Consider the following 23,748-nt stretch of genomic DNA (forward strand, 5'->3'; position numbering starts at 1 on the left):
ACCCGGGTTTAGCACCTGTAAGTTGAGAAACTACCGACAAAAACGGGGTGAGTTTATTGCTAATTTCAGTCTGTTAAACAGACTCCTCCTGTTTCAACTGTTTGTCATAGAGCTCCTTGTAAACTCCTCCCTTGGCCAGCAGCGACTCATTGGTGCCCTGCTCAATGATCTTACCATCATCCAGTACAATGATTTTATCAGCAAGCTTGGCGGAAGATACTCTATGAGAAATAATCACGGTGGTTCTTCCTTTCATAATTCTCGACAGACTATTGAGAATGGTGTTTTCCGTATTGGTATCCACCGCAGAAAGGGCATCATCTAAAATCAGGACTTTTGGGTTCCTGACAATGGCCCTGGCAATGGATGCTCTCTGCTTTTGACCACCGGAGAGGGTAATTCCTCTTTCTCCCAGCATGGTCTGTAATCCCTTAGGGAAGTCAGTGATGTTGTCGTACAAGTCTGCATCCTTGGCTGCCTGTACTACTTCATCAAGGCTGATGTTATCGCTTCCAAAAGCAATGTTATTTTGGATGGTGTCTGAGAAAAGGAAGATATCCTGAGGAACATAACCCATCTGGTTTCTCAGGTTTGAAATGTCATAAGCTCTGATGTCCTTTCCGTCAACTGTAATCGAACCCTGCGAACTATCATATAAGCGGAGCATCAGGTTGGCAATGGTACTCTTGCCTGAGCCTGTAGTACCGATAATGGCAATAGACTCACCCGCCTTTACATCGAAGGAGATATTATCAAGCGCCTTAATGCCCGAGTCTGGGTAAACGAAACCAACGTTTTTAAATGAGACATCTCCTTTTAAATCCCTTTGGAGGTTTTCAGTACTAACAATATTGTTCTTCTCTTTCAGGAATTGATTGATTCGTTTTTGAGAAGCAGCAGCTCTTTGGTTGATACTCGTAATCCAGCCCAGCGCAGTTACCGGCCAGGTAAGCATGTTAACATAGATGACGAACTCGGCAATGTTACCGTAAGTGATCTCACCTTTAATTACCTGGCTTCCTCCAATGTAAATGGTCAGCAAAACACTCAGACCAATAAGGGCCATGATTAAGGGGAAGAAGAGCGCATTTACAAATGTGAGTCTTAGCGATCTGTATTTGTACTTTTCACTTTCAGCAGCAAACTTGGTAGCCGAGTCTTTTTCCCTTACAAAAGCTTTCAATACACGTATACCTGAAAAGGCCTCTTGCACTGAGGTAGAAAGGTCGGAAAGGCTTTCCTGAATCTTCTCAGAACGCTTATTGATGACATTATTAACGAAATATATACTCAGGGAAAGTACCGGTAATGGAAGTAATGCATAAATAGTAAGTTCCACATTCACCTTGAGCATTTCGTAAATCACCATAGGGAAAAGCACCAATAGGTTGATGCCATACATGATTCCCGGTCCCAGGTACATTCTCACCTGACTTACGTCTTCAGAGATACGGTTCATCAGGTCGCCCGTGTTGTTCTTTCTGTAGAAGCTTAGTGGCAGGTTCTGGTACTGCTCAAACACTTCATTCTTGAGATCATATTCGATTTTACGAGACATGACAATGATCGTCTGCCTGACCAAAAAGAGGAAAAAACCTCTCAGGAAGGCCATGAGTATCATTATTGCACCCAAAATAAGCACACCTACTTCCAGTCTGTCGAAGACAGATTCACTCATGCCGCTACCTTCAAACAGGCGATATACCTTGAAGCTGTCGGTAACGTAATCAATGGCATAGCGTACAACCTTAGCGGGCCATACACCAAAATAATTGGAAATGACGAGGAAGATAAAGCCCAGAATTAGTAGGTGCTTGTACTTGTACAGGTATTTATTAAGGTGCTTGAGTTCTTTCACGGTTATCTTAACAGCAGTGCTTTGCTAAAGGTTGCCGGCAATGTGAAAACCTTAGAAGATGTCGATCTTTTGGTTACTTTTGCGGCTGTGGCTCAAAGCATGCAAGCCGCGGCAAATATAAAGTAAACTATGTTATGAATGTAATGGAAGAAGTTAAGTCCGGGGAGAAAGTCAGCAGTGTCTCGATTTTCAAGGAGGTAGCTAGCCTGGGTCATGAACAGGTGGTTTTCTGTAACGATGAAGCTACTGGTCTAAAAGCAATCATAGGAATTCACAATACAGTTTTAGGACCTGCTTTGGGAGGAACAAGGTTCTGGAACTATGCTTCTGAAGAAGAAGCGGTGATTGATGTGTTAAGGCTTTCAAGAGGAATGACCTATAAGGCGGCTGTATCAGGATTGAATCTTGGTGGAGGAAAAGCTGTAATTATCGGAGACCCTAAGCAATTGAAAAACGAAGCTTTCCTGAGAAGATTCGGAAAGTTTGTCAATAGTCTGAACGGTAAATACATTACCGCAGAAGACATGAATATGAAAACCAGTGACATGGAATACATTGGTATGGAAACCAATCATGTAACAGGTTTACCAATTGAAATGGGTGGAAGTGGAGACCCTTCTCCTGTGACAGCTTATGGTGTTTATATGGGCATGAAGGCAGCTGCTAAAAAAGCCTTTGGTTCAGATTCACTCACAGGTAAAAAGATTTCTGTACAAGGTGTAGGCCAGGTAGGTATGTACCTTGTAGAACACCTGACTAAAGAAAATGCACAGGTTTTCATTACCGATATCAATGAAGACAGGCTGGCTAAAGTTTCTAAAGCTAATGGAGCAACCGTGGTAGGAATGGATGAAATCTATGATCTAGATGTAGATATCTATGCCCCTTGTGCCATGGGAGCCACAATTAATGATAATACTTTGTCCAGATTAAAAGCCCAGGTAATTGCAGGCGCTGCCAATAATCAATTGGCTGATGAGAATAAGCACGGACATATGCTGGTAGATAGAGGTATGGTGTATGCTCCTGACTTTGTAATCAATGCAGGAGGTATAATCAACATCTCATCTGAACTGAAAGGTGCTTATAATAAAGAACAGGCTTACAGCTGGACTGAAAAAATATTTGATACCACCCTTAACATCTTCCGAGTAGCTGAAGAAGAGGGTGTTCCGACTCAGCAGGCAGCGATGAAAATCGCTGAAAAACGAATTGCTGATGTAGGAAACGTAAAACTTTCCTTATAATTAACAGCGAGTGGTTGGAAAAACCACTCGCTGCTGTTTATTTTAACGTTCTTATACATCTTGAAATGCTCAACCGGAGATCTCTTAGAGTGAAAGTAATGCAAACTTTGTTTGCACTGGGACAATGTAAGGAGGCCAATTTTAATATTGGACTCGCAGAAATAGAGGAGGCTTTTCAGCCTGATCTAAATTCAATGGAGCCCCAGGACAAAGTTCAGTTAAAGGCTGATGCCCGAAAGGCAAGGGCCTTATTGAATAACAAAGTCTATGGCGTAACGCTGAATGAAAGCGATGCCATGACAGAAAAAATAGAAGAAGTAGCTTCACTCGCTTACAAAAACTATCTGGACAATTCTAAAAAGGACTTTGAAAGGCTTAGAAAGGACATGATCCTGGATGCCGAGTCACTGGTTGACTACTTCCTCTGGATTATAGGTCTGCTGGTAACATGGTCAGACCTTAGTAAAACAGAAACCGACAAGAAACAGAAACTCACGCCTGAACGATTACTCAGTGGTGATTTCAATTTGTCCAAAAACCGGGTGATTGATTTCTTTAGAAATAGCTCCAAAGTTCAGGTGGCTATGGTCAAGAGAAATATCTCATGGGAGGAAGAGGAAGATAATTTCAAGAGCTGGTATAAAGAGATCGTCAAGAAAGACGAGACTTTCAGTGAGTATAGAAGAACACCCAATCCGACATTCGAAGACGACAAAAACCTTGTCGAATACCTGGTAAAAGATCTGATTTTTAAAACAGATGTGATTCTTTCATTCTTTGAGGAGAAAGATATTCACTGGAAGGAAAATAAGCAGATTGTCAGAAGTCTTGTAGCGCGTTCGATAAGAGATGTAGAGGAAGATTCTGACCCCAAGGGCTTCGAGCTTCCTGATTTTTCAAATAATTGGGAAGAAGATAAAGACTTCTTCGAACGTATTCTTGATAGTACCGTAGAGCATGATAAGGAATATGCTGAAATGATTGCCGGCAAAACCAAAAACTGGGAAGTTGACAGGTTGGCAAATACAGATCAGATCATCCTCAAAATGGCCATTGCAGAAATGCTGAATTTCAGGAATATCCCTGTTAAGGTCACCATTAATGAGTATATTGAGCTCTCAAAAAATTATAGCACTCCGAAGAGTAAGCAATTTGTTAATGGTATTCTGGATGTGATTTCAGGAGAGTTGAAAGAAAAAGGAGAGCTTAAGAAAACAGGTAGAGGACTTATAGACAATAAGTAATATGAATAGAGGGTCAAGCAATTTATTGGCATTTGTATTAGGAGCAGCAACCGGTGCTATTTTGGGAATTTTGTATGCTCCGGATAAAGGTTCGAACACCAGAGATAAGTTGAGCTATCAGCTGGATAAGTATAAAAAGCAGCTGGAAGACTTGTTGGAAGACCTGATCAACGGAAAAGTTGAAGTGTCTTCATCAGCTAAAGAGGAGAGTGAAAAAGTGGTTTCTGATGCAAGAAAGAAGGCTGAGCAGTTGTTAACAGATGTAGACGACCTTATCGGACAGATTAAATCAGGAGAAAAAGCATAAATTATCAATCATGAAAACTAAAATTTCTATTCTAAGCCTGGCAGCTGTAGTACTCATGCTATCAGGATGTGGTAATTCAGAAATGGAGAAAAGATTGGCTAATCTGGAAAGAAGAGTGAATCAATTGGAAAATGGCAATGTAGCCAGAAGTACTGTTACTCCATCTACAACAGCATCTTCACAACCAGTAGAGAGTAATATCTCTTCAGGAGCATCTTTCCAGTGGGAAAGCACTGTTCATAACTTTGGTACTATTCAGCAGGGTGAAGTAGTGAATTATACCTTCAAGTTTACCAACAATGGAACCGATGATCTGCAAATCCAAAGCACTTCTGCTTCTTGCGGATGTACAGTACCTAACCACACCAAGGAAGCAATTCCTCCAGGTGGAACAGGTGAAATCGTTGTAAGATTTGACAGTAAAGGAAAATCAGGTCAGCAGAGCCCTGTAATCACTGTAGTGGCTAACACTAATCCTAAGCAGGTGAGACTAAGCCTGAGAGGGTTCGTTCAAACCAATGCAGTACCTCAACCATAAGAAATAAATGATTTACGGAATTCTATTACAGACACAGGCACCACAAGGTGGGGGATTAGTGCAGCAGTTGATATTGTTTGGTGGCATTGCTCTGGTTTTCTACTTTTTCATGATCCGTCCGCAGCAAAAAAAGCAGAAAGATCAGAAGAAGTTTATCAATGAAATTAAGAAGGGAGACAACGTAGTAACCATCGGTGGCATGCATGGAAAAGTTTATGCACAAACTGATGATACCGTTACCATCGAAGTAGATAAGAGCGTAAAGCTTACCTTCGAGAAGTCTTCCATCTCACTAGAAGCCAGTAAAAGAGCCAATGAAAAAGGTTAGTCTTGAGTAAGGCTGAAGACATACTGGAAAAATTTAGAAAGTCTCTCAACGCACCAAGCACGAAAGACGAAAAAATAAAGGTGGTATTGATATGCATAGTCATATCAACCACCTTTTGGTTTTTTAATGCATTGAACAAAAATGATTATGTAACGCGAATCAACTATCCTGTATCTATTCAATTCGATCAGGATAAATTTGTGGCTACAGAGTCATTACCCAATCGAATACCTATTGAAGTGTCTGGTGGTGGCTGGGATTTGATGGCCCGCTACTTTGGGCTTAAGATGAACACCCTCAATGTTTCAGTAGACCCTGCCGAGCAAAAGTTTATACTTACCTCAACTTTAAGACCCGAAATTACACCCGGGCTTGAACCAATATCAATCAACTATTTTCTACAAGATAGTATTCGTCTTAAGATTGAACCTAAGGTTACTTCTGAAGTAGTACTGGCTTATGATACTTCCAGGATCAGCCTTGATCAGGATTATGTCATGGCTTCTCAGGTACGTTTGAACCCAGCGACTATTAGTATTACCGGGCCTCAATCTATGGTAGAGGAAGTGGGAGATACACTCTGGTTATCAGAAGAGATTGACGGAGTAACGGAAGATTTTAGTGATGAAATCAATCTGCCGGAATTACCCGATTTGATATCGGTATCCAATGACAATGTCGATGTGAGTTTTCTCGTAGTTAGACTTTTCACCATAGATGTGACATTGCCTATAGAAGCCAGAGGATTTCCTGATGAAGGATGGGCATTAAGTCCTTCATCAGCCAAAGTCTTCTATAAAGTCCCTGAAACAAGCTTTGACGTGACAGATACATCGGAAGTCCGGCTTTTCGTAAACTTCAGTCAGATGAACAGGCAAGATTCATCACTTATGGTGAGCAAAGAAGTACTTAATGACCTTTTCCGGGAGGTAACAGTTGAACCTCAGATAATCAAAGCGGTAAAGAATGACTAGGCCACTACTTGTAGGAATCACCGGAGGTATAGGCTCGGGAAAATCTACGGTCAGTCGGTTGTTTCAGATTCTTGGAGTTCCCGTTTACAATTCAGACGATAGGGGAAAACACCTGATGGTTCATCACCAACCTTTGATAGACCAGATCAGAAAGGCCTTTGGAGAGGATAGTTATTTTGGTGATGGCACATTGAACAGGTCATACCTGGCTTCCGAAGTCTTTTCCAACGAAGAAAAACTCAAGTTGCTAAATAGCTTTGTACATCCTGCTGTTGGTGAGGATTTTAAGTCTTGGATAGCTACTCATACCGATGCCAACTATTTACTCAAAGAAACAGCTCTGTTGTTTGAGACAGGAATTTACAAAGAGCTTGATAAGTCCATCTGCGTAATGGCGTCCAGAAGTGTTAGAGCAGAGCGAGTTGTGCTAAGGGATGAGCAAAGAAGTATGCAGGAGATTGAGAACATTATGGACAAGCAGTTGTCTGATGGTCAAAGAAGGAAGCTATCTGACTATTTGATAGATAATAACGGTGATCAGCTTCTGATTCCTCAGGTACTTAAAATACATGACGAGCTGTCAAACCTTTCTGGTCAGTGAGCTGAGTCTGATCTGATCAGTATAGAACTTCATACGTGAATGTTGGTAGTCAAGGGGCTGGATGAATTCGATCTTGTCCAATTTATGGTTGTAGAATACCTCAATCAGCTCTCCCTCCATCAGATATAAATTCACTTTATAGCCATAGTAGCGAATGGCCAATTGGAAGGTGCCATTTCTGTACAGATATTGAATCTGTTCAGACAATGGGAGATCAAAAAAGTGGGTTGATTCCTCACTCATAAGATCAATTTAAGTAAATCTAAAGAAGCTTAGTAGTGTAATGTATGATAAAACAGGTTTTTGGACGGACAAGGAGCCTTGTATGCGAAAATGTAAGCACCTTTACCTGTGTAGCCATTCAGGTTTGACTTGAAAATGAATGGATATTTAGTTAAGCGGGTCAGTGTTCCCAGAGCATCTTTAAAGTTGTCGGCTCTCCAATACTTGAAATGCTTGCACTCAAAATCGCTCCGAACTTTACCGGCAATTTTAACAATATCCTCTCCCGTAGTAATCCCAACTTTCCATATGTACTTCTGATCCATCATCAGCATGTTAGAGTCAATCCAGTGTTTGATATCTTCCAACAACGTTTTTTCGGTGAGATCATAGTCTAGCACATGTGACAAAGCATGGGTTGTCTTCATTAATTAAGTCGAGTTAGAATGAGTAAAACAAGTTTTACAAGAAGTCACTGCGAAATGCAGTTATCACGAAAGAAAGATTTAACGCGCACAAAATCAAGTATATAGCAAGTAAATTTCCTGAAAATCGAGGAAGTTTTATGAATGGTAATTAAATTGATCAATGAAATCGATTGAAATAAATACCAAGATTTAGGTATTGAGCCTTCACGGTTGTCTATATAACTATGTAGGTATTCTTATAGCTTTCGATAAACCATGCCTAGAAACGTAAATACTAAACAACTTCAGAGAATTTTCAAGGGTGAAGATCTCGAATTCAGAATCACAGAATACCCTGTGAAGTTTGATGGAGCGCTTATTCTTGAAGATCTATTGCTGCCGTGTGATTTGAAATTTAATGAAAGTGATCTTGGACATCTGGTGTTTAAGAATTGCAGGTTTTTAGGCAATATCAGTTTCAATCAGACACAAATGAACCTGCTCTCTTTCGAGGGCTGTGAATTCAGAGATGTCGATATCAATGAATGTGAAATCAATGAACTCAATCTGAATGATTCCACATTGGTAAAAAGATTTCATATTGGTGGTTCGGCTATCAACTCACTGAACATTGAGAGAAACCCAATTTTCGAAGCCATAGAGGTAGCTTGTGAAAACAACATCTTACAAGCCAGTATAAATGATAATGGTCATTCTGAGCAGAACTCATTCAAGTCTACTATCTACCTCTGCCCGGAGAGATTTGATAGCATGGTATTGAAAAACAACGTTTCAGAGATTCTCCATATTGGTACCATTGGGCAGTATTCTTCATTTGAAATTGACAGCTACTGTGCTAACCTCTTTCTTTTCTCTAATTGTAACAGCAGCGACTCTAAGGTCAGCTTCCAAAACCTGCAACCTTTAGATCCATCGGCCGCCTCAGTATGCATTGTTAATTCTGAGCGTATCGTGGCAATGAAACAAGAAGGTGTTTTTAGTGATTTCAAACATATTAGAAAATATGTGCAGAGGGTAGAAGACATAAACCAGTTCCGTAGTCTCGCCAGTTAACCCCGTTATCAGTCTTCTTCTCAGCTGTCAGGTTTAGTGCCTTTCAGTAGTATTATATGTGCACTATGGTTCGCAGTCCAGTGAGTGTTGATTATATTTAGAGAATTATCAACCTGGAACGCGTTTATTTTCATGTATTGGATTGGTTATGATATTGGTAGTTCGTCTATCAAAGCAGCACTTATTGATGCCGAAAAGGGATCGGTGAAAAGTACCGTTCAATACCCTGAAAAGGAAATGGAAATCCAGTCACCCAAGGCTGGTTGGGCCGAGCAAGACCCGGAGACCTGGTGGCAACATGTTTGTGAGGCAACCTCAAAACTTCTGGCAGTATCAGCAGTCAATTCAAATGAGATTAAAGGGATAGGAATCTCTTATCAAATGCACGGGTTGGTTTTGGTTGATAAAGAAATGCAGGTGCTGCGTCCCTCAATTATATGGTGTGACAGCAGAGCGGTAGAAACGGGGAGGCAGCTTTTTCTTGAAACCGGATCTGAAAAGTGTTTGAGTAACCTGCTTAATTCCCCCGGTAACTTTACGCTGTCAAAATTAAAGTGGGTGAAAGAAAATGAACCATTGCTTTTTGATCAAGTACATAAGTTCATGTTGCCGGGTGATTTCATTGCTTTGAAACTAACCGGACATTGTTCTACAACCATTTCAGGTTTAAGCGAGGGGATTCTTTGGGACTTCAAAGATGACAAATCAGCGAATTGGCTGTTGGAAGTCGCAGGAATCAGCCCTGATCTTATCCCGGAGGTTTTACCAACCTTTTCCGACCAGGGAAGAATAACTAAAGCCGCAGCATTACAATGCGGTTTGCCAAAAGGTATTCCGGTGATGTACAGGGCAGGTGATCAACCCAATAATGCCTTGTCTCTGAACGTGCTTGAGCCGGGAGAGATTGCTGCCACTGGTGGTACTTCCGGTGTGGTTTATGCCATCTCCGATCAGGCCAATACTGTAGAAGGAGAAAGAATTAATTGCTTTGCCCACGTCAACCATCAACCTGGTACTGCCCGTATTGGAAAGATGCTTTGCATTAACGGAACGGGTATTCAGTACAGTTGGATGAGAAGCCAGGTAGCACCTGATGTTAGCTACCATGAATTGAATAAAATGGCAGCATCAGTTCCGATTGGAGCCAATAACTTAAGAATATTACCCTTTGGAAATGGTGCAGAAAGAATGCTATACAATGAGAATAGAGGAGCGAGGGTTTCAGGTTTGAATTTTAACCGACATAAAAAGGAGCACCTGCTTCGGGCCTCTTTGGAAGGTATTGCCTTCTCGTTTGTGTACGGGCTGGAGATACTTGAAAGGGATGGTGTCAACCTGTCCAGAGTCAAGGCGGGAAACGATAATCTCTTTCAGTCTGAATTGTTCTCGAATACCATCTCTACGCTCACCGGAACGAATATAGAAGTAGTGGAAACCACGGGTGCAGTTGGGGCCGCCAGAGCCGCTGCCTGGGCTTTTGGCGACTTTTCTTCGATAGATGAAGCAGCTTCTACTGATCAACTGGCAGCTTCTTTTGAACCAATGACTAATACCGATGAGTATCAGGAAGCTTATGAGCTCTGGAAAAATGATCTTAAAGAATATTTGACATAAAACACTGAAAAATGACTTTGATTGGAAACGCGGAATATTTTAAAGGCATTGACAGGATTCAGTTTGAGGGAAAGGACTCAGACAATCCGTTAGCCTTTAAGTATTATGATGAAAGTAGAACAGTGGGTGGCAAAACGATGAAGGAACACTTTCGTTTTGCCATAGCATACTGGCATACATTTACAGGAGTAGGGGCAGACCCATTTGGGGCACCAACTCAACAATTTCCCTGGCTTCAGAACCCAGATCCTTTGCAGCAGGCTAAGGATAAGATGGACGCAGCTTTTGAATTTATCACGAAAATAGGGGCGCCTTATTATTGCTTTCATGACTATGATATGATTGCGGAAGGCCCAACATTGGCAGAGTCTGAAAAACGACTTGAACTCATCACAGATTATGCGCTTGAAAAGCAAAAAGCCTCGGGAGTAAAACTACTCTGGGGAACTGCCAACTGCTTCAGTCATCCCAGGTATATGAATGGAGCTGCTACCAATCCGGATTTTGATGTGGTGGCAATGGCCGGAGCACAAATCAAAAATGCCCTGGACGCTACCATTAAGCTGGGTGGCGAGAACTATGTTTTCTGGGGTGGAAGAGAAGGCTATATGTCTTTATTGAACACGGATATGAAGAGAGAGCAGGAACATATGGCTCGATTTCTTCACATGGCAAAGGACTATGCCAGAAAACAGGACTTCAAAGGAAACTTCTTTATAGAGCCCAAACCCATGGAGCCCTCCAAACACCAGTACGACTTCGATGCTGCTACCGTATTAGGGTTTCTTACCAAGTATGATTTGCTCGATGACTTCAAATTGAATATAGAAGTGAACCATGCTACCCTGGCACAGCATACCTTTGAACATGAATTGCAGGTGGCTGCAGATAATGGATTGTTGGGAAGTATAGATGCCAATCGAGGTGACTATCAGAATGGCTGGGATACAGACCAGTTTCCAGTCGATGTCTATGAACTGACACAAGCTATGTTAGTGATACTTCAGGCCGGAGGCTTTCAGGGAGGAGGTGTCAATTTCGATGCTAAGATTAGAAGAAACTCGACAGATCTGACGGATATCTTCTACGCACATATTGGAGGAATGGACGCTTTTGCCAGAGCCCTCATTACTGCGGAAGCCGTACTGGAACATTCTCCTTATAAAAGGATGCGAGCCAATCGCTATGCCTCATTTGATTCCGGAAGTGGAAAAGCTTTTGAAGATGGAGAGTTGACGCTGGAAGATTTAGTAGCACACGCGAATGCGAATCAGCAGATTCCGGCCAGAAGTGGTCAGCAGGAATTATTTGAAAATATCATCAATCAATACTTGTAGTAATTTCATGAAGCGGAGGCTCCTTTTAGAATCTCCGCTTTTTGAGTTAATATAGGTGTGTTTTTTTACCTCTAACCAATACGATTTTGAAAACAGAAGAAAAAATAAATAAGCTCTACGTCATTGGGATTACCCTGGTGGCTACCCTTGGTGGGTTCCTTTTTGGCTTTGATAGTGGAGTAATTAATGGTACCGTGAAGGGGCTGGAGTCGGCCTTTAACGCACAAGACATAGGCAGTGGCTTCAATGTAGCTTCTATGTTACTGGGTTGTGCTGTAGGTGCCTTCTTTGCGGGCAGGCTTGCTGACCTTTATGGCCGAAGATCGATGCTCATTCTTTCAGCCATCTTTTTTATTATCTCAGCCTGGGGCTCTGGAATAGCTGGCTCATCTGGCGAATTTATTGTCTACAGAATACTAGGCGGATTAGCAGTTGGTGCTGCCTCGGTGATGGCCCCTGCTTATATCAGTGAAATAGCTCCGGCTAAATACAGAGGAGCTTTGGCTACTATTCAACAGGTGGCTATTATTTCCGGTTTGTTCTTATCCTTCCTGAGTAACTACCAACTCGCTAACATCTCAGGGTCAGCTGAAAACGTGCTTTGGTGGGACTTTGAAACATGGCGTTGGATGTTCTGGATGGAAATGATTCCGGCAGCAGTGTTCTTCATCAGTTTACTTTTTATCCCTGAAAGCCCGCGCTATCTGGTCGCCAAGCAAAAGCAGGATAAAGCAGAGAAAGTTTTAGGTAAGCTATATGGAGCTGTAACTGGTAAGAGAAAAGTAGATGAAATTGATGCCTCACTGGCTAAGGACAGACATAAGCCAAGACTGTCTGATTTATATGATAAGGTAAAAGGAAGAGTGAAGCCTATTGTATGGATAGGTATTGGGCTTGCTGTGTTCCAGCAGTTTGTCGGTATTAATGTGGTGTTCTACTACGGAGCCGTACTTTGGCAAGCTGTAGGTTTTGGTGAGAGTGACGCATTGCTGATTAATGTGCTCTCCGGAGCGCTGAGTATTGGAGCCGTGGCTGCCGCTTTGGTGCTGGTTGACCGAATTGGTAGAAAACCGCTTTTGGTGATAGGATCGGTTGGAATGAGCGTGTCATTGGCCCTTGTGGTGTATGCCTTCGCCACGGGCTCTCTGGTAGACGGAACCCTTGAATTAAGTGACGCTATGGGTATGCTTGCCCTGATTGCTGCCAACGCTTATGTAGTGTTCTTTAATGCCTCATGGGGGCCTGTAATGTGGGTAATGCTGGGTGAGATGTTCCCGAATCAGATTCGCGGATTGGGTTTGGCAATTGCCGGTTTGGCACAATGGGGAGCGAACTTCCTGGTGACACTTACCTTCCCGATTCTACTCGGTTCCGCTGGTTTGGCATTTGCCTATAGTCTCTACACCATCGGAGCAGTTGTGTCCATCTTCTTCGTTGTCAAATATGTATATGAGACAAAAGGTAAAGAACTAGAAGAAATGACGGCCTGATAGGTCCCTGGGATTTGCTAGAAGGACCTTTTCTGAATCAATTAAGAGTGATTGATTTAGGAAGGGTCTTTTTAATTATGGGTACTGAGAATTTATGAAATACAGATTGATTAGCGGAAGTATCATCGATGTCTTAAATCTGTATATTTAGAATTAACCTTTTCCTAATTAATGAAACGCAAATGAATTCTGTTTTAGAAACTGCCGATTGGGTGGTGCTGGGAATATATTTTCTGGCATTACTCGGAGTGGCAGCCTGGGTAATAATCCAGAAAAATAAAGACACCGAAGACTACTTTCTGGCCGGTAGAAATGTGGGTTGGTTTGTCATAGGAGCTTCGATCTTCGCTTCAAATATTGGTTCAGAGCATGTAGTAGGACTTGCGGGTACCGGAGCGGAATCTGGTATGCCAATGGCTCACTACGAACTCCATGCCTGGATCGTGTTGCTATTGGGTTGGCTGTTCCTGCCATTTTACATGAGAAGCAATGCCTTCACCATGCCGGAGTTTCTCGAGAAAAGATATGATAGTCGTTCCAGGTGGTTCCTTTCGATTTTTTCACTTGTAGGTTATGTCATCACCAAAGTATCGGTCACGATTTATGCTGGTGGAATTGTTGTTTCTGAACTCCTCGGAATTCCATTCTGGTATGGAGCTATTGGCGTGGTGTTGTTCACCGGTCTTTACACGATTATTGGTGGAATGAAGGCTGTGATCTACACAGAAACACTTCAAACCGTTGTGCTGATTGTAGGGTCAGTAGTCATTACCGTCTTGGGTATGCAGGCCATCGGAGGATGGGATGAGTTGCAGGCGACTGTGAGAGCAACCAGTCCTGATCACTTCAATATGTGGCGACCAGCCTCTGACCCCGACTTTCCCTGGACGGGCTTACTAATAGGCGGGACAATAGTGGGAGTCTGGTATTGGTGTACAGATCAATACATTGTTCAAAGAACCCTGGCAGCAAATAATATTAAGATTGGTAGGAGAGGGGCTATTTTTGGAGCTTACCTGAAGATTTTACCCATCTTTATTTTCCTGATCCCCGGTATTATTGCTTATGCCTTAGACCAAAAGGGAATGATTGAATTGGGGCGTTCCGATGAGGCTTTTCCAACCCTGGTGAAAGCCTTGTTACCCGTTGGTTTAAAAGGCCTGGTGGCAGGTGGATTGATGGCTGCTCTGATGAGCTCTTTGGCTTCAGTCTTCAACTCCTGTTCAACCATATTTACAATAGACATTTATAAGAAGCTGAGACCTCAGGAGTCGGAGAAGAAACTGCTGACTATTGGCCGATGGGCAACAGGTATCGTTGTGGTGCTTGGTATTATTTGGATTCCGATTATGGATAAGATTGGAGGAGGGGTAATGTATCAGTACCTGCAAAGCGTGCAGTCGTATATAGCTCCGCCAATTGCTGCTGTTTTTGTGCTTGGTATCTTATGGAAGCGCATGAATTCGAAAGGAGCAATTATTACTCTTTTTGCCGGTTTAGTGATAGCTGTGGTAAGAATTGTAGCAGAGTTGGTGTATACAGACCAAATTGCTGAGTTCAAGGCTACTGGTGTACATTCTGCTTCCGGAGTGCTTTATCAATATGCAGTAATCAATTTTGCCAACATGGCTATTTTCATGTTTATCTTCTCGGCTATTGTATTGATTGTTTCCAGCTTAGCTACTGCCAGTCCGAATTATGCGACTATTGAAGGACTTGCCTTTGGTACGCTGACAGAGGAACAGAAGCAGTTGAAGAGAGGTAGCTTCACCTGGGTAGATATTGTGTTCTCTGTTCTCCTGGTAGTGGTTGTTATTTCTGTGCTTACCTATTTTACCGGTTGACGGTTTAATAAATAGGCTGTCCCGACAAACCTATCGGGACAGCCTGATTCTTTTAGTGATATACTAACTGGTTATTTAGATTCGATCAATTGAATATTGAGCTGAAGCTTCACGTTGTCGCCAACTACTACTCCACCTGCTTCAGTAACCATACTCCAGGTTAAACCGAATTCTTTTCTGTTGATATTTCCGGTAATTTCAAATCCGGCTTTGTTCTGGCCATAGCCATCAACCATGGTTCCACCATGTTCTACATCAAGTTCTACATTTTTCGTAGTGTCCTTGATAGTCAGGTCTCCAACTAATTTGTAGTCATTACCTGATTTGTTCAATTTACCTTTGAAGATAATGTTTGGATGATTCTCTGAATCGAAGAAATCGGTACTCTTCAAGTGATTATCTCTGTCTGACTGATTGGTGTCAACACTGGCAGTTTCAATGCTGAAGCTCGCATCGGCTCCATCAAAATCTTCTGTTTCTGACTCCAGAGCACCCTCAAAATTATTGAATTGGCCAGTCACTGTTGAGATGACCAGGTGCTTTACTTTGAATTGAACCTCACTATGAGTGGGGTCTACTTTCCATAATGTTTTAGCTAAAGTTTCCATATTTCTGTGTTTTAATTTGTTTCTGATCTCATAACTGTATGTATGTACATATAGTTTCAAATATTTCAGATTTTTTAAATCCAGAGAAGGAGTTGGCTCATATTATGGATTTACTTCTGGTTGTTTCGTCTCAGACTTATCGCGAGATAAGGAGAAAGATACGTTCGTCCGTCTTTGAAAATGAAGTTGTATGTCAGGTCCAGACTTAAGCCAACATATAGCTTCGGCAGGAATTGATGACGATAATCGAAGCCCACCGACCAATTACGGAAGGGTTCTTTACCACTATAATAGTGTGTTATAGATCGGGTTTCAGGCCTGCCCACCACTTCCGCGATAATGGTGTAGTAATCTACATGATTAATCACGCTGAACCCAAGCTTAGGGGTAAGCTGAGAAAGTTCAGTGATGTCGATACAATGCCCAATACTTAGATGGTAAGAAGAATTGAAAAATGTTCGGTTAAGGTCTCTGTGTTGAACCCGGTCTACACTATAGTTCAACTGTAAAATAAATGCCTTCTTGGTTTTATATGAATAGAATAAACCCAGTGATTCTACTTCATTGATAGACTTTTGGCTGTTGATTGTATTAAGATTGTTTGTAGCTCTCCAGCTATTGACAAGACTATAGGAAATACCAAGCTGTCCATTTTCAAAAAAATGATTCGACTGACCTCTAAGAATAATTTGGGAAGTAATTAAGGTCCATATAATGAGTACTGTTCTTTGAAATACCATTAGTTCTACCTTAAAGTATACCTAATAACTCCAGTGAAATCAGTTCTGCCGTATCCTAAGAAATCGAAATAATTACTGAGGTTTAGACCTACACTCCATTTGGTGGTCAAATGATGTTCGAACTCTAAGGAGAGAAAGGAATAGAAGTCGGTGTATTTGTATTTGTCGCTTATATTTTCGGGTCTTAAGCCATTACCAAGATCTAAACATTGATATGTTATAATGTAGTCTTGCAATAGAGCAGGGCCCGTTTCCAGGTGTAGACTATTTATACTGCCTTTGTAAAGTGTTCTGCCAACCGATAATTGATAAGCGCTGTTCAAGTGCTTTTCATTCAGTACTTTCTCATCTACCAGGTCAAGGTGCAAAGTAGCAGTGATGAACCAATGATTATTTAAGAATCTTCTATAGGAGATACTGTTCGAAATCCCATCATTATTAGGTTCGCAACTTGTGATTTCAAGAGATCGCCATTCCCGAAGCTTTCCAATGTTGATACTAATGGAAGAGTTCCTGGGAGGATTGTTTTGATTTATCTGGCTAAGTAGCTCTAGGTTGAAGAGCGAGAGGATCGTAATGTAGATTAAGGTTGATTTCATAGAACCAGGATGTCATTTTATAGAGTAGCCTTTGTGCGGTTTTTTAGACAGTCGCATCTTGATAAACCCTAGTATGTCTGTTCTTCCAAAGTTGATTAGGTCATAATAAGTGTTAAGTCTAAAGCCAATGGAGACTTGTTTGGAAAGAGAGGTCAGATACTCAATACCAAAGCTTGTATATGGAGAGTGATATTTCCGAATGTTGATGAAACTAACCTGTAAATTAGGACCATTTGTACCCGGATGGCTAACATCGTAACCAATCTCATCAATAAAAGCGAACCCTAGAAATACACGTATTTCGTTGTCTCTTTCTTTCAATAAGTTTCTGGCCAGAGTTAGATTGTATGTATTATTGAAAAATATTTTCCTCAAATCTTGTTCACGAACTCTGTCGAAATGAATTAACATTTGGATTGTCCAATATGAGGCTATTTGGTAGTTGTAGTTGAGAGCCAGTGATGTGCCATTGTTAGGAGTGTAGAATTGAGAGTCTACATTTTTGAATCTCCACTCTCTTAATCTTCCAATGGCAATTCCAATCGAATGCTTACTTGAAGTTTCATCCTGAATTTTTGGTAAACTGAAATAGGACTGGCCTGATAAAGTAAGACCAAATGTCATCAATAAAGTGAAAATAAAGATAAACTTCATGAGGCATTAATCTTCGTAAGGTTGCAGGGTAAACTCCAATTTTCCATAGGAACAGATGCGCCTTACTGCTTCTTGGCCATGTATATTTAGAGTTGTTAGGAGAGCTAAGATTGTTATTGCCCCAATGAGCCATTTGGTGAGTCTATCCATCTTATTTGGAGGTGAATGTTAGAAATAGGATCACAGATAAAATAAATAGGACTTTCATTTTAAGTCAAAGGCGAGATAAGGTGAAAGGTACGTTCGTCCATGATTGAAGACGAAGTTGTATGTTAAGTCCAGACTTAGTCCAACGTATAGTTTCGGCAGGAATCGATGACGATAATCGAAGCCCACCGACCAATTACGGAAGGGTTCTTTACCACTATAATAGTGTGTTATAGATCGGGTTTCAGGCCTGCCCACCACTTCCGCGATAATGGTGTAGTAATCTACATGATTAATCACGCTGAACCCAAGCTTAGGTGTAAGTTGAGAAAGTTCAGTAATATCGAAAAAATGCCCAATACTTAAATGGTATGAAGAATTGAAAAATGTTCGGTTAAGGTCTCTGTGTTGAACCCGGTCTACGCTATAGTTCAACTGTAAAATAAATGCCTTCTTGGTTTTATATGAATAGAATAAACCCAATGATTCTACTGCATTGATAGACTTTTGACTACTTATTTGATAAAGATTTTTTGTAGTTCTCCAACTGTCAATTAGACTGTAGGTAATTCCTATCTGACTATTATCTAGCACTTGAGACTGGGCGCTAGCAGATACTGGGTATATGCAGAGACCGATTAACAAGAGTAATCTGTATTTATACATCTTACTTAATAGCAATGTCAAACGTAAACGCCATTTTATCAGCACCAAGGATTGATAATCCTTCGTGCAGTCCAAGCCCTTGGTCCGTTTTGAAAACAGCTAATGTTCCACACCTATCATAAGGGAATTGATAGAATGACTCGAATTTCTCTGATAAAATAACCTCAACATTTAATGTTGTAGTGGTTTCATTTCCGCCTGTAGGCTTAATGATCGTTGAAACATTTGCAGTGACCTTGCCTCCATCTTTACCACTTTTATAAGCTAGAATTAGATAGGCGTTTACTTCAGTTCTTTCCCAATTGAGGTCTAAGGCCCCCAGGTCTGTATTTAGCCAGTTCTTTTTTCTGCTATTCTTTTTGCTAACCTGTTTGGACTTCCAGAGCTTGGCTGTGTTATCATTAACTACGGCAGTATTGTTAATATCGAAAGAGATATCATCCCCAGTCACCAACCACATATCTAATAAGTTTCGTTGCCAAGGTGCACTTCTTAGGTTTCCATTTAATCTGAACTTTCTCATATACAGTTGCACGATGTCCGTGTCTTGTAACAGTTCACAATCAATGTCCCTGCTGGTATATGCACCTCCCGCTCCAGGGGTACTGCCTCCACCTCCGGGTACCCCGGGCAAATCATCTGAATAACCATCATCAATGATTACAAACAGGGTGGGGTGGTCATAGGCATATTGGTCATCTATGCCCTGTACCTCGACCAGCTCATAATCATCAATATTGAAAAGAGCATCAAGCTCGCCATGATTGGCGGTATTGCCTTGTCTCACTTTAGGAATGAGTTGGTAGCCCATATTGGAAATTTTCTCTTCATCCAGAGGGTCAAAAGAAACAGTAATAGGCTCCGCTGAATTAGCATGGTTTTCTGCGAGATAGGGGCCATACAAAACCATATTGTGGTCCTTCAAGTATGCCTCAAGGCTTCCGGTTACGCCACCGGCCGATTGGTATCTGCGTATATCATTGTCGAAGCTGGTGGCTTTTACTCTAAAGCTACTCGCAAAAGCTCCATGACTGTCTGCGCCAGTACTTCTGTTTTCTGTGCTCAGTAGCCTGGTAAAATGGGCTGTCACTTCTCCATCGAACTCCTGACGCGCATAGTCCATTAATTCATTGCGTACGGATGGGTTAATTGATATCTCACTTACAGTTTGTGCGGTGAACTTCATGATGCTCAACATTTCTAGTTGCTCATCAATTAATTCGGGGCTGGGCTCATTGGAGTGCTCGCAGCTAAATGCTACTGATAGCAGGAGGAAAAGGCTAATCATTTTTCTCATAATTGAAAAATTTGGGTTAGAAATAATTAGCCCCGTGATTCAATTATAAGTCATAATAATTAAAATAAATAGTGAAAAAGTAATTTTATGACTTCATGTGTGTGGCTGATGAAAATTCTTACTCCATTACAATTGGAATATCGCTCACTATCTTCCACTGATCTTTTTCATCTTGAATCAAAATAAGGTATTTGTGCATGTCTGAGCTTTCTTCAGAAATGAAGAGCAGATCTACCATTGCAGTGTGTGCTGTAATTTTTACATCGTTGAATTTGATCGTATAGCTGGTGCCTCCGATTTTTTCGCTTTCCATCATACTCAGATAAACATCTTTCGAAATGATTGTTGCTGACTTACTTCCTTTAAAGCGATTGGCTACCACGCGATAGTCTTCATGTAAGAGTTGGGAGAGGAGATTAATATTTCTGTTGGCCGCAGCCTCTTCAGCGAGACCAATAATTTGCTGGATTGTTTTTTCCGGAGTAGTCTGACTTTGTGGTTGACAATTCATAAGGCTTACTGTACTTAATAGGGTTATCAGAGTTAGATTTCTCATCTTTTTGAGTTTTAGAATGACTCAAATGTAGAGATGATCAACACCTATTCTTTTGACGAAAGTCACATAATTCCAAGTCAGATTCTTCTCCTTATTCTACTCAAAGATTCTCTGCTAATTCCTATGTAGGAAGCAAGGTGTTGAAGTGGAACCTGCTCAATGAGTTCAGGTCTTTCCTTGAGTAAATACAAATACCTTTCTTTAGGTGAGTAAGTGGTTAAAAGGTAGGAATATCTTTGTTCGGCTATGGTGAGGCTTTCCAGTATAGCTCGTCCCACCTGCTGATAGAAACCTGATTGAGCATATAGGCCCGTCAGTTTGGACTTATCAATACATATGACAGTACATGCTTTGATGGCCTGAATGTTTTTTGAAGTAGGGATGTTCTCCGTCATGCTCTCTATTTCACGAAGAAATTCATTCTTGAAGTAGAATGCAGTATTTATTTCTCTACCGTCCTCGCTTGTGTGAAAAGCCCTTAAGATACCATCACATAAGAAGTAAACCTGTTGGCAGACCTGACCTTCGCGCAACAAATAGTCCCGCTTTTCCAGCTCTTTTGTTTCTAAGATTGACTCAAACACATTCCACTCCTGATTAGGGACTTTCATTATTCTTTCAATAGTTGATCTCAATGATTGAGTCATGGGATTAGAACTTTTACAGGTGAGGTTTCAATGGCAATTCGAAGTTATGTTTTATTTCCTTAGGAAAGATGTAAAACAAAAAAGCCAGCTACTTATGTAACTGGCTTATGGGGTGGAAGACCGGACTCGAACCGGCGACCTCCTGAACCACAATCAGGCATTCTAACCAACTGAACTACAACCACCGTGTTGCGAAATGAAATTCATTTCTAATGGGCTGCAAATGTACTTCATTTTTAATCAAAGTCAATAGATATTTTGTGAGAAATATTTCCTCAGATCAGGAATTTCCCGAAGTGTAATTGTAACGTAAATGTCGTTCAAGGAGCTGCTCCATTCTGCGCTTGAATTCTTCTATTGATTGGTTTTCTATGTCTACCTCAGAACTTCTTTGTCTTTGAAGCTCTTGTAAAGTAATAGGGCCTATTGCGTCTAAATCACCTGAAATGATAGTGTTGGTGCCGCGTGTATCATAGTTGAAGTTGAATTGATCTTTTTCTATTGTCTCGCCAGTAATGTTGTTGACGATGGTAAACACTCCACTTACTTTGGAATTTCTCGAGAAGTTTTCAAAAGTAACCTGAGCCCTCTTGGTTTGTCCGTTGACTCTTCGTTCATAGGTCTTGTTGTCGTTCTTTTTGCTGATGTTACCCAGGTCAAGGTACTTGAAGGTAAACAGATAGGTAAGCTGATAATCGTCTCCGGGCCTCGCAACTACATAGAATGTACGTCTTTCTGTATTATAGTTGGAAAGACTCATGTTGACATCATTTAAGACTTCTCTCATTAACCTATCCTGTTCCGGGAAGTTACCCAGGTCGTAGTCGATCAGAATATTATAAGTGGCATTGGCTTCTGCTTTATTATACAGGCTGACAATCTCCTTGTAATTAGGGTCGAGGCTCTTGACCAGACCTAAATAATCTAGCGCACGGATATAACCTTCTTTGGTGTCCTGGCCTACAAGGGTTTTACCTCTATCAAAAAAGTCGTGTTTGGTCTGTTCAAGAAAGAGGTCCAATTGTTCCTCTTCTGCCAGCTGTGGGGTGTTGGTATATATGCCGGAATAGGTGTTTTCCAGCTTTTTGTAAGTTCTTACAGCATCGGCTAATTCCTGGCTGAAATCTCCATTACCATCATTGAATATGGTCAGGAGTCGATTTACCTGTTCCGACTGAAGTGTCGTATAAATCTCTGTTAATTCTGCCTTGTTTTTTTTCTTCTCCGGTTTTTTGGCTGCCTTTTTAGCTGCTTTTTCAAAATCATCCATGGTTTGCCCCTTCACTGAATGGCTCAGTGAAAGCGACAAACCAAAGGTTGCCAAAAGCAATACGGCATAGTAGAATCTCATAGTTTAAAAACGATGTTCTGACTGAAAGCAACAAAGCAAATTATCGGTCAAAATCAAGTCTGCGACCATTTGATCCTTCAATGACCTTGCCGCTATCATAGACCAATTGTCCATTGACAAAGGTTTTTTCCACACTTGATTTAAACTGATGACCTTCGAAAGGGGACCAACCACACTTGTAGAGTAGATTGGACTTGGTTACTTCCCAGCTCTTATTCAGGTTGACGAGAACAATATCGGCCAGGTATCCTTCTCTCAGGTACCCTCTTTCAGCGACATCGAATAGATCGGCAACGGCATGTGCAGATTTCTCTACAATCTTTTCCAGAGTGAACACACCCTGATGGTAAAGGTCCAGTAGGGCAGGTAAGTTATGTTGAACCAATGGTCCTCCCGATGGAGCAGAGAAGTAGGTGTTCTGTTTTTCTTCTATGGTGTGAGGTGCGTGGTCTGTTGCCAGTACATCAATGCGGTTCTCATTGACTGCTTTTCTGATGGCTTCCCGGTCTGCGGCTGTCTTAACGGCAGGGTTCCATTTAATCAGAGTTCCTTTTTCTGCATAGTCCTGGTCTGAAAACCAGAGGTGATGAGTACAGGCTTCTGAGGTGATCTTTTTGTCTTTCAGGGGTATGCTGTTGTCAAACTGAAGAGTCTCCTTTCCTGTGGAAATATGCAATATGTGTAATCGGGCACCTGTCTTCTTGGCCAGGGCAATAGCTGCTGAAGATGAGGCATAGCAGGCCTCTTCATCACGGATCACCGGATGCATAGCGATGGGTACATTCTCTCCGTATTTTTCTCTGGCTTTGGCAGTATTGGCTCTGATGATTTCTTCAGACTCACAATGTGTTGCAATAATGGTTGGGGAGTTGGCGAAAATATTCTCCAGGGTTTTCTGGTTATCGACCAGCATATTTCCTGTAGAGGAACCCATAAATATTTTCACACCGCAAACTGTCTTGGGATTGGTTTTCAGTACCTCATCAATATTGTCATTAGAAGCCCCCATAAAGAAGCTGTAATTCGCAATACTGTTTCGGGCAGCAATATCAAATTTGTCTTGCAATAGCTCCTGAGTTAATGCATTAGGCACAGTATTGGGCATTTCCATAAAAGAGGTAATGCCTCCTGCTACAGCTGCTCTCGATTCAGTATATATTTCTCCTTTATGAGTAAGGCCGGGTTCCCTAAAGTGAACCTGATCATCGATAAGCCCGGGTAAAATATGAAGCCCTGTGGCGTCAATAATATGGTCGGCATTTAAATGCTGCAGATCAGTTCCAATCTGCTCAATTCTGTCATTTACTATCAGTAAATCGGCTTCAAAGGTCTTACCTTCATTAACCAATGTTCCATTTAGAATAAGCGTAGAGGCCATAAAATTTTAATTTGCTTTGG

25 protein-coding genes and 1 tRNA gene are annotated in these 23,748 nt (G+C 41.4%); 12 read left to right on the forward strand and 14 right to left on the reverse strand.

The annotated features are described in order from the left end of the window. Nucleotides 1-73 precede the first annotated feature (73 nt). Nucleotides 74-1,858 (reverse strand): ABC transporter ATP-binding protein, encoded by a 1,785-nt coding sequence (locus tag ACOOEY_RS14365; RefSeq protein WP_420385416.1) that lies wholly within the window; start codon nt 1,856-1,858, stop codon nt 74-76. A 143-nt stretch (nt 1,859-2,001) separates the two neighbouring features. On the opposite strand from ACOOEY_RS14365, the gene ACOOEY_RS14370 reads away from it, so the two are divergent. From ACOOEY_RS14370 to coaE, 7 genes are all read left to right on the forward strand, one after another. Next, nucleotides 2,002-3,105: a Glu/Leu/Phe/Val family dehydrogenase gene (locus ACOOEY_RS14370; RefSeq protein WP_420385417.1), complete on the forward strand. Its 1,104-nt coding sequence runs from the start codon at nt 2,002-2,004 to the stop codon at nt 3,103-3,105. A gap of 98 nt (nt 3,106-3,203) precedes the next feature. Next, complete coding sequence (nusB, locus tag ACOOEY_RS14375) at nt 3,204-4,349, forward strand: transcription antitermination factor NusB (protein WP_420385418.1); 1,146 nt, start codon at nt 3,204-3,206, stop codon at nt 4,347-4,349. A 1-nt stretch (nt 4,350) separates the two neighbouring features. Then, nucleotides 4,351-4,656 carry a YtxH domain-containing protein gene (locus ACOOEY_RS14380; RefSeq protein WP_420385419.1) on the forward strand — a complete coding sequence of 102 codons (306 nt, stop codon included), beginning with the start codon at nt 4,351-4,353 and terminating at the stop codon, nt 4,654-4,656. Nucleotides 4,657-4,666: 10 nt separating this feature from the next. Beyond that, nucleotides 4,667-5,194 carry a DUF1573 domain-containing protein gene (locus tag ACOOEY_RS14385; protein ID WP_420385420.1) on the forward strand — a complete coding sequence of 176 codons (528 nt, stop codon included), beginning with the start codon at nt 4,667-4,669 and terminating at the stop codon, nt 5,192-5,194. 7 nt (nt 5,195-5,201) lie between these two features. Continuing rightward, nucleotides 5,202-5,522 (forward strand): preprotein translocase subunit YajC, encoded by a 321-nt coding sequence (gene yajC / locus ACOOEY_RS14390; RefSeq protein ID WP_420385421.1) that lies wholly within the window; start codon nt 5,202-5,204, stop codon nt 5,520-5,522. 2 nt (nt 5,523-5,524) lie between these two features. After that, nucleotides 5,525-6,496 carry a hypothetical protein gene (locus ACOOEY_RS14395; RefSeq protein WP_420385422.1) on the forward strand — a complete coding sequence of 324 codons (972 nt, stop codon included), beginning with the start codon at nt 5,525-5,527 and terminating at the stop codon, nt 6,494-6,496. Beyond that, the gene (gene coaE, locus ACOOEY_RS14400; RefSeq protein WP_420385423.1) at nt 6,489-7,097 is read left to right on the forward strand and encodes a dephospho-CoA kinase; all 609 of its coding nucleotides are present in this window, start codon (nt 6,489-6,491) and stop codon (nt 7,095-7,097) included. The genes ACOOEY_RS14395 and coaE overlap by 8 nt, the downstream gene beginning before the upstream one ends. On the opposite strand, the gene ACOOEY_RS14405 is transcribed toward coaE, so the two are convergent. Then, nucleotides 7,077-7,340, reverse strand: coding sequence for a hypothetical protein (locus ACOOEY_RS14405; protein ID WP_420385424.1), 264 nt, complete (start codon nt 7,338-7,340; stop codon nt 7,077-7,079). The two genes, coaE and ACOOEY_RS14405, sit on opposite strands and share 21 nt — an antisense overlap. 29 nt (nt 7,341-7,369) lie before the next feature. After that, the gene (locus ACOOEY_RS14410; RefSeq protein ID WP_420385425.1) at nt 7,370-7,747 is read right to left on the reverse strand and encodes a hypothetical protein; all 378 of its coding nucleotides are present in this window, start codon (nt 7,745-7,747) and stop codon (nt 7,370-7,372) included. A 255-nt stretch (nt 7,748-8,002) separates the two neighbouring features. On the opposite strand from ACOOEY_RS14410, the gene ACOOEY_RS14415 reads away from it, so the two are divergent. From ACOOEY_RS14415 to ACOOEY_RS14435, 5 genes are all read left to right on the forward strand, one after another. Beyond that, the gene (locus tag ACOOEY_RS14415) at nt 8,003-8,800 is read left to right on the forward strand and encodes a pentapeptide repeat-containing protein (protein ID WP_420385426.1); all 798 of its coding nucleotides are present in this window, start codon (nt 8,003-8,005) and stop codon (nt 8,798-8,800) included. A gap of 132 nt (nt 8,801-8,932) precedes the next feature. Next, complete coding sequence (locus tag ACOOEY_RS14420) at nt 8,933-10,414, forward strand: xylulokinase (protein ID WP_420385427.1); 1,482 nt, start codon at nt 8,933-8,935, stop codon at nt 10,412-10,414. A gap of 11 nt (nt 10,415-10,425) precedes the next feature. Next, a complete protein-coding gene (gene xylA, locus ACOOEY_RS14425) occupies nt 10,426-11,751 on the forward strand; it encodes a xylose isomerase (protein ID WP_420385428.1) in 1,326 nt (441 codons plus the stop codon). Between the two features lie 86 nt (nt 11,752-11,837). After that, nucleotides 11,838-13,241: a sugar porter family MFS transporter gene (locus ACOOEY_RS14430; protein WP_420385429.1), complete on the forward strand. Its 1,404-nt coding sequence runs from the start codon at nt 11,838-11,840 to the stop codon at nt 13,239-13,241. 182 nt (nt 13,242-13,423) lie between these two features. Further along, nucleotides 13,424-15,085, forward strand: a complete 1,662-nt coding sequence (locus ACOOEY_RS14435; protein ID WP_420385430.1) for a sodium:solute symporter — start codon at nt 13,424-13,426, stop codon at nt 15,083-15,085. A 71-nt stretch (nt 15,086-15,156) separates the two neighbouring features. Here the strand turns inward: ACOOEY_RS14435 and ACOOEY_RS14440 are convergent, their stop codons facing one another. From ACOOEY_RS14440 to ACOOEY_RS14490, 11 genes are all read right to left on the reverse strand, one after another. Next, nucleotides 15,157-15,693, reverse strand: a complete 537-nt coding sequence (locus tag ACOOEY_RS14440) for a YceI family protein (protein WP_420385431.1) — start codon at nt 15,691-15,693, stop codon at nt 15,157-15,159. Between the two features lie 110 nt (nt 15,694-15,803). Beyond that, the gene (locus ACOOEY_RS14445; protein WP_420385432.1) at nt 15,804-16,433 is read right to left on the reverse strand and encodes a hypothetical protein; all 630 of its coding nucleotides are present in this window, start codon (nt 16,431-16,433) and stop codon (nt 15,804-15,806) included. Nucleotides 16,434-16,438: 5 nt separating this feature from the next. Next, nucleotides 16,439-17,032 (reverse strand): hypothetical protein, encoded by a 594-nt coding sequence (locus ACOOEY_RS14450; RefSeq protein ID WP_420385433.1) that lies wholly within the window; start codon nt 17,030-17,032, stop codon nt 16,439-16,441. 12 nt (nt 17,033-17,044) lie between these two features. After that, entirely contained in the window at nt 17,045-17,686 is a 642-nt protein-coding gene (locus ACOOEY_RS14455) for a hypothetical protein (RefSeq protein ID WP_420385434.1), read from the reverse strand. A gap of 204 nt (nt 17,687-17,890) precedes the next feature. Then, on the reverse strand, nt 17,891-18,427 hold the full coding sequence (locus ACOOEY_RS14460; RefSeq protein WP_420385435.1) for a hypothetical protein: 537 nt from the start codon (nt 18,425-18,427) through the stop codon (nt 17,891-17,893). A gap of 73 nt (nt 18,428-18,500) precedes the next feature. Further along, nucleotides 18,501-19,796 carry a hypothetical protein gene (locus ACOOEY_RS14465; RefSeq protein ID WP_420385436.1) on the reverse strand — a complete coding sequence of 432 codons (1,296 nt, stop codon included), beginning with the start codon at nt 19,794-19,796 and terminating at the stop codon, nt 18,501-18,503. A 118-nt stretch (nt 19,797-19,914) separates the two neighbouring features. Beyond that, a complete protein-coding gene (locus ACOOEY_RS14470) occupies nt 19,915-20,352 on the reverse strand; it encodes a hypothetical protein (RefSeq protein WP_420385437.1) in 438 nt (145 codons plus the stop codon). Nucleotides 20,353-20,429: 77 nt separating this feature from the next. Continuing rightward, nucleotides 20,430-20,963, reverse strand: a complete 534-nt coding sequence (locus ACOOEY_RS14475; protein WP_420385438.1) for a Crp/Fnr family transcriptional regulator — start codon at nt 20,961-20,963, stop codon at nt 20,430-20,432. Nucleotides 20,964-21,107: 144 nt separating this feature from the next. Next, nucleotides 21,108-21,184: transfer RNA gene (locus tag ACOOEY_RS14480), tRNA-His, on the reverse strand. A gap of 95 nt (nt 21,185-21,279) precedes the next feature. Beyond that, nucleotides 21,280-22,350, reverse strand: a complete 1,071-nt coding sequence (locus tag ACOOEY_RS14485) for a hypothetical protein (RefSeq protein ID WP_420385439.1) — start codon at nt 22,348-22,350, stop codon at nt 21,280-21,282. A gap of 40 nt (nt 22,351-22,390) precedes the next feature. Further along, nucleotides 22,391-23,728, reverse strand: a complete 1,338-nt coding sequence (locus ACOOEY_RS14490) for a dihydroorotase (protein WP_420385440.1) — start codon at nt 23,726-23,728, stop codon at nt 22,391-22,393. Nucleotides 23,729-23,748: the final 20 nt, after the last annotated feature.

The organism is Roseivirga sp., assembly GCF_965216855.1.
GTDB lineage: Bacteria > Bacteroidota > Bacteroidia > Cytophagales > Cyclobacteriaceae > Roseivirga.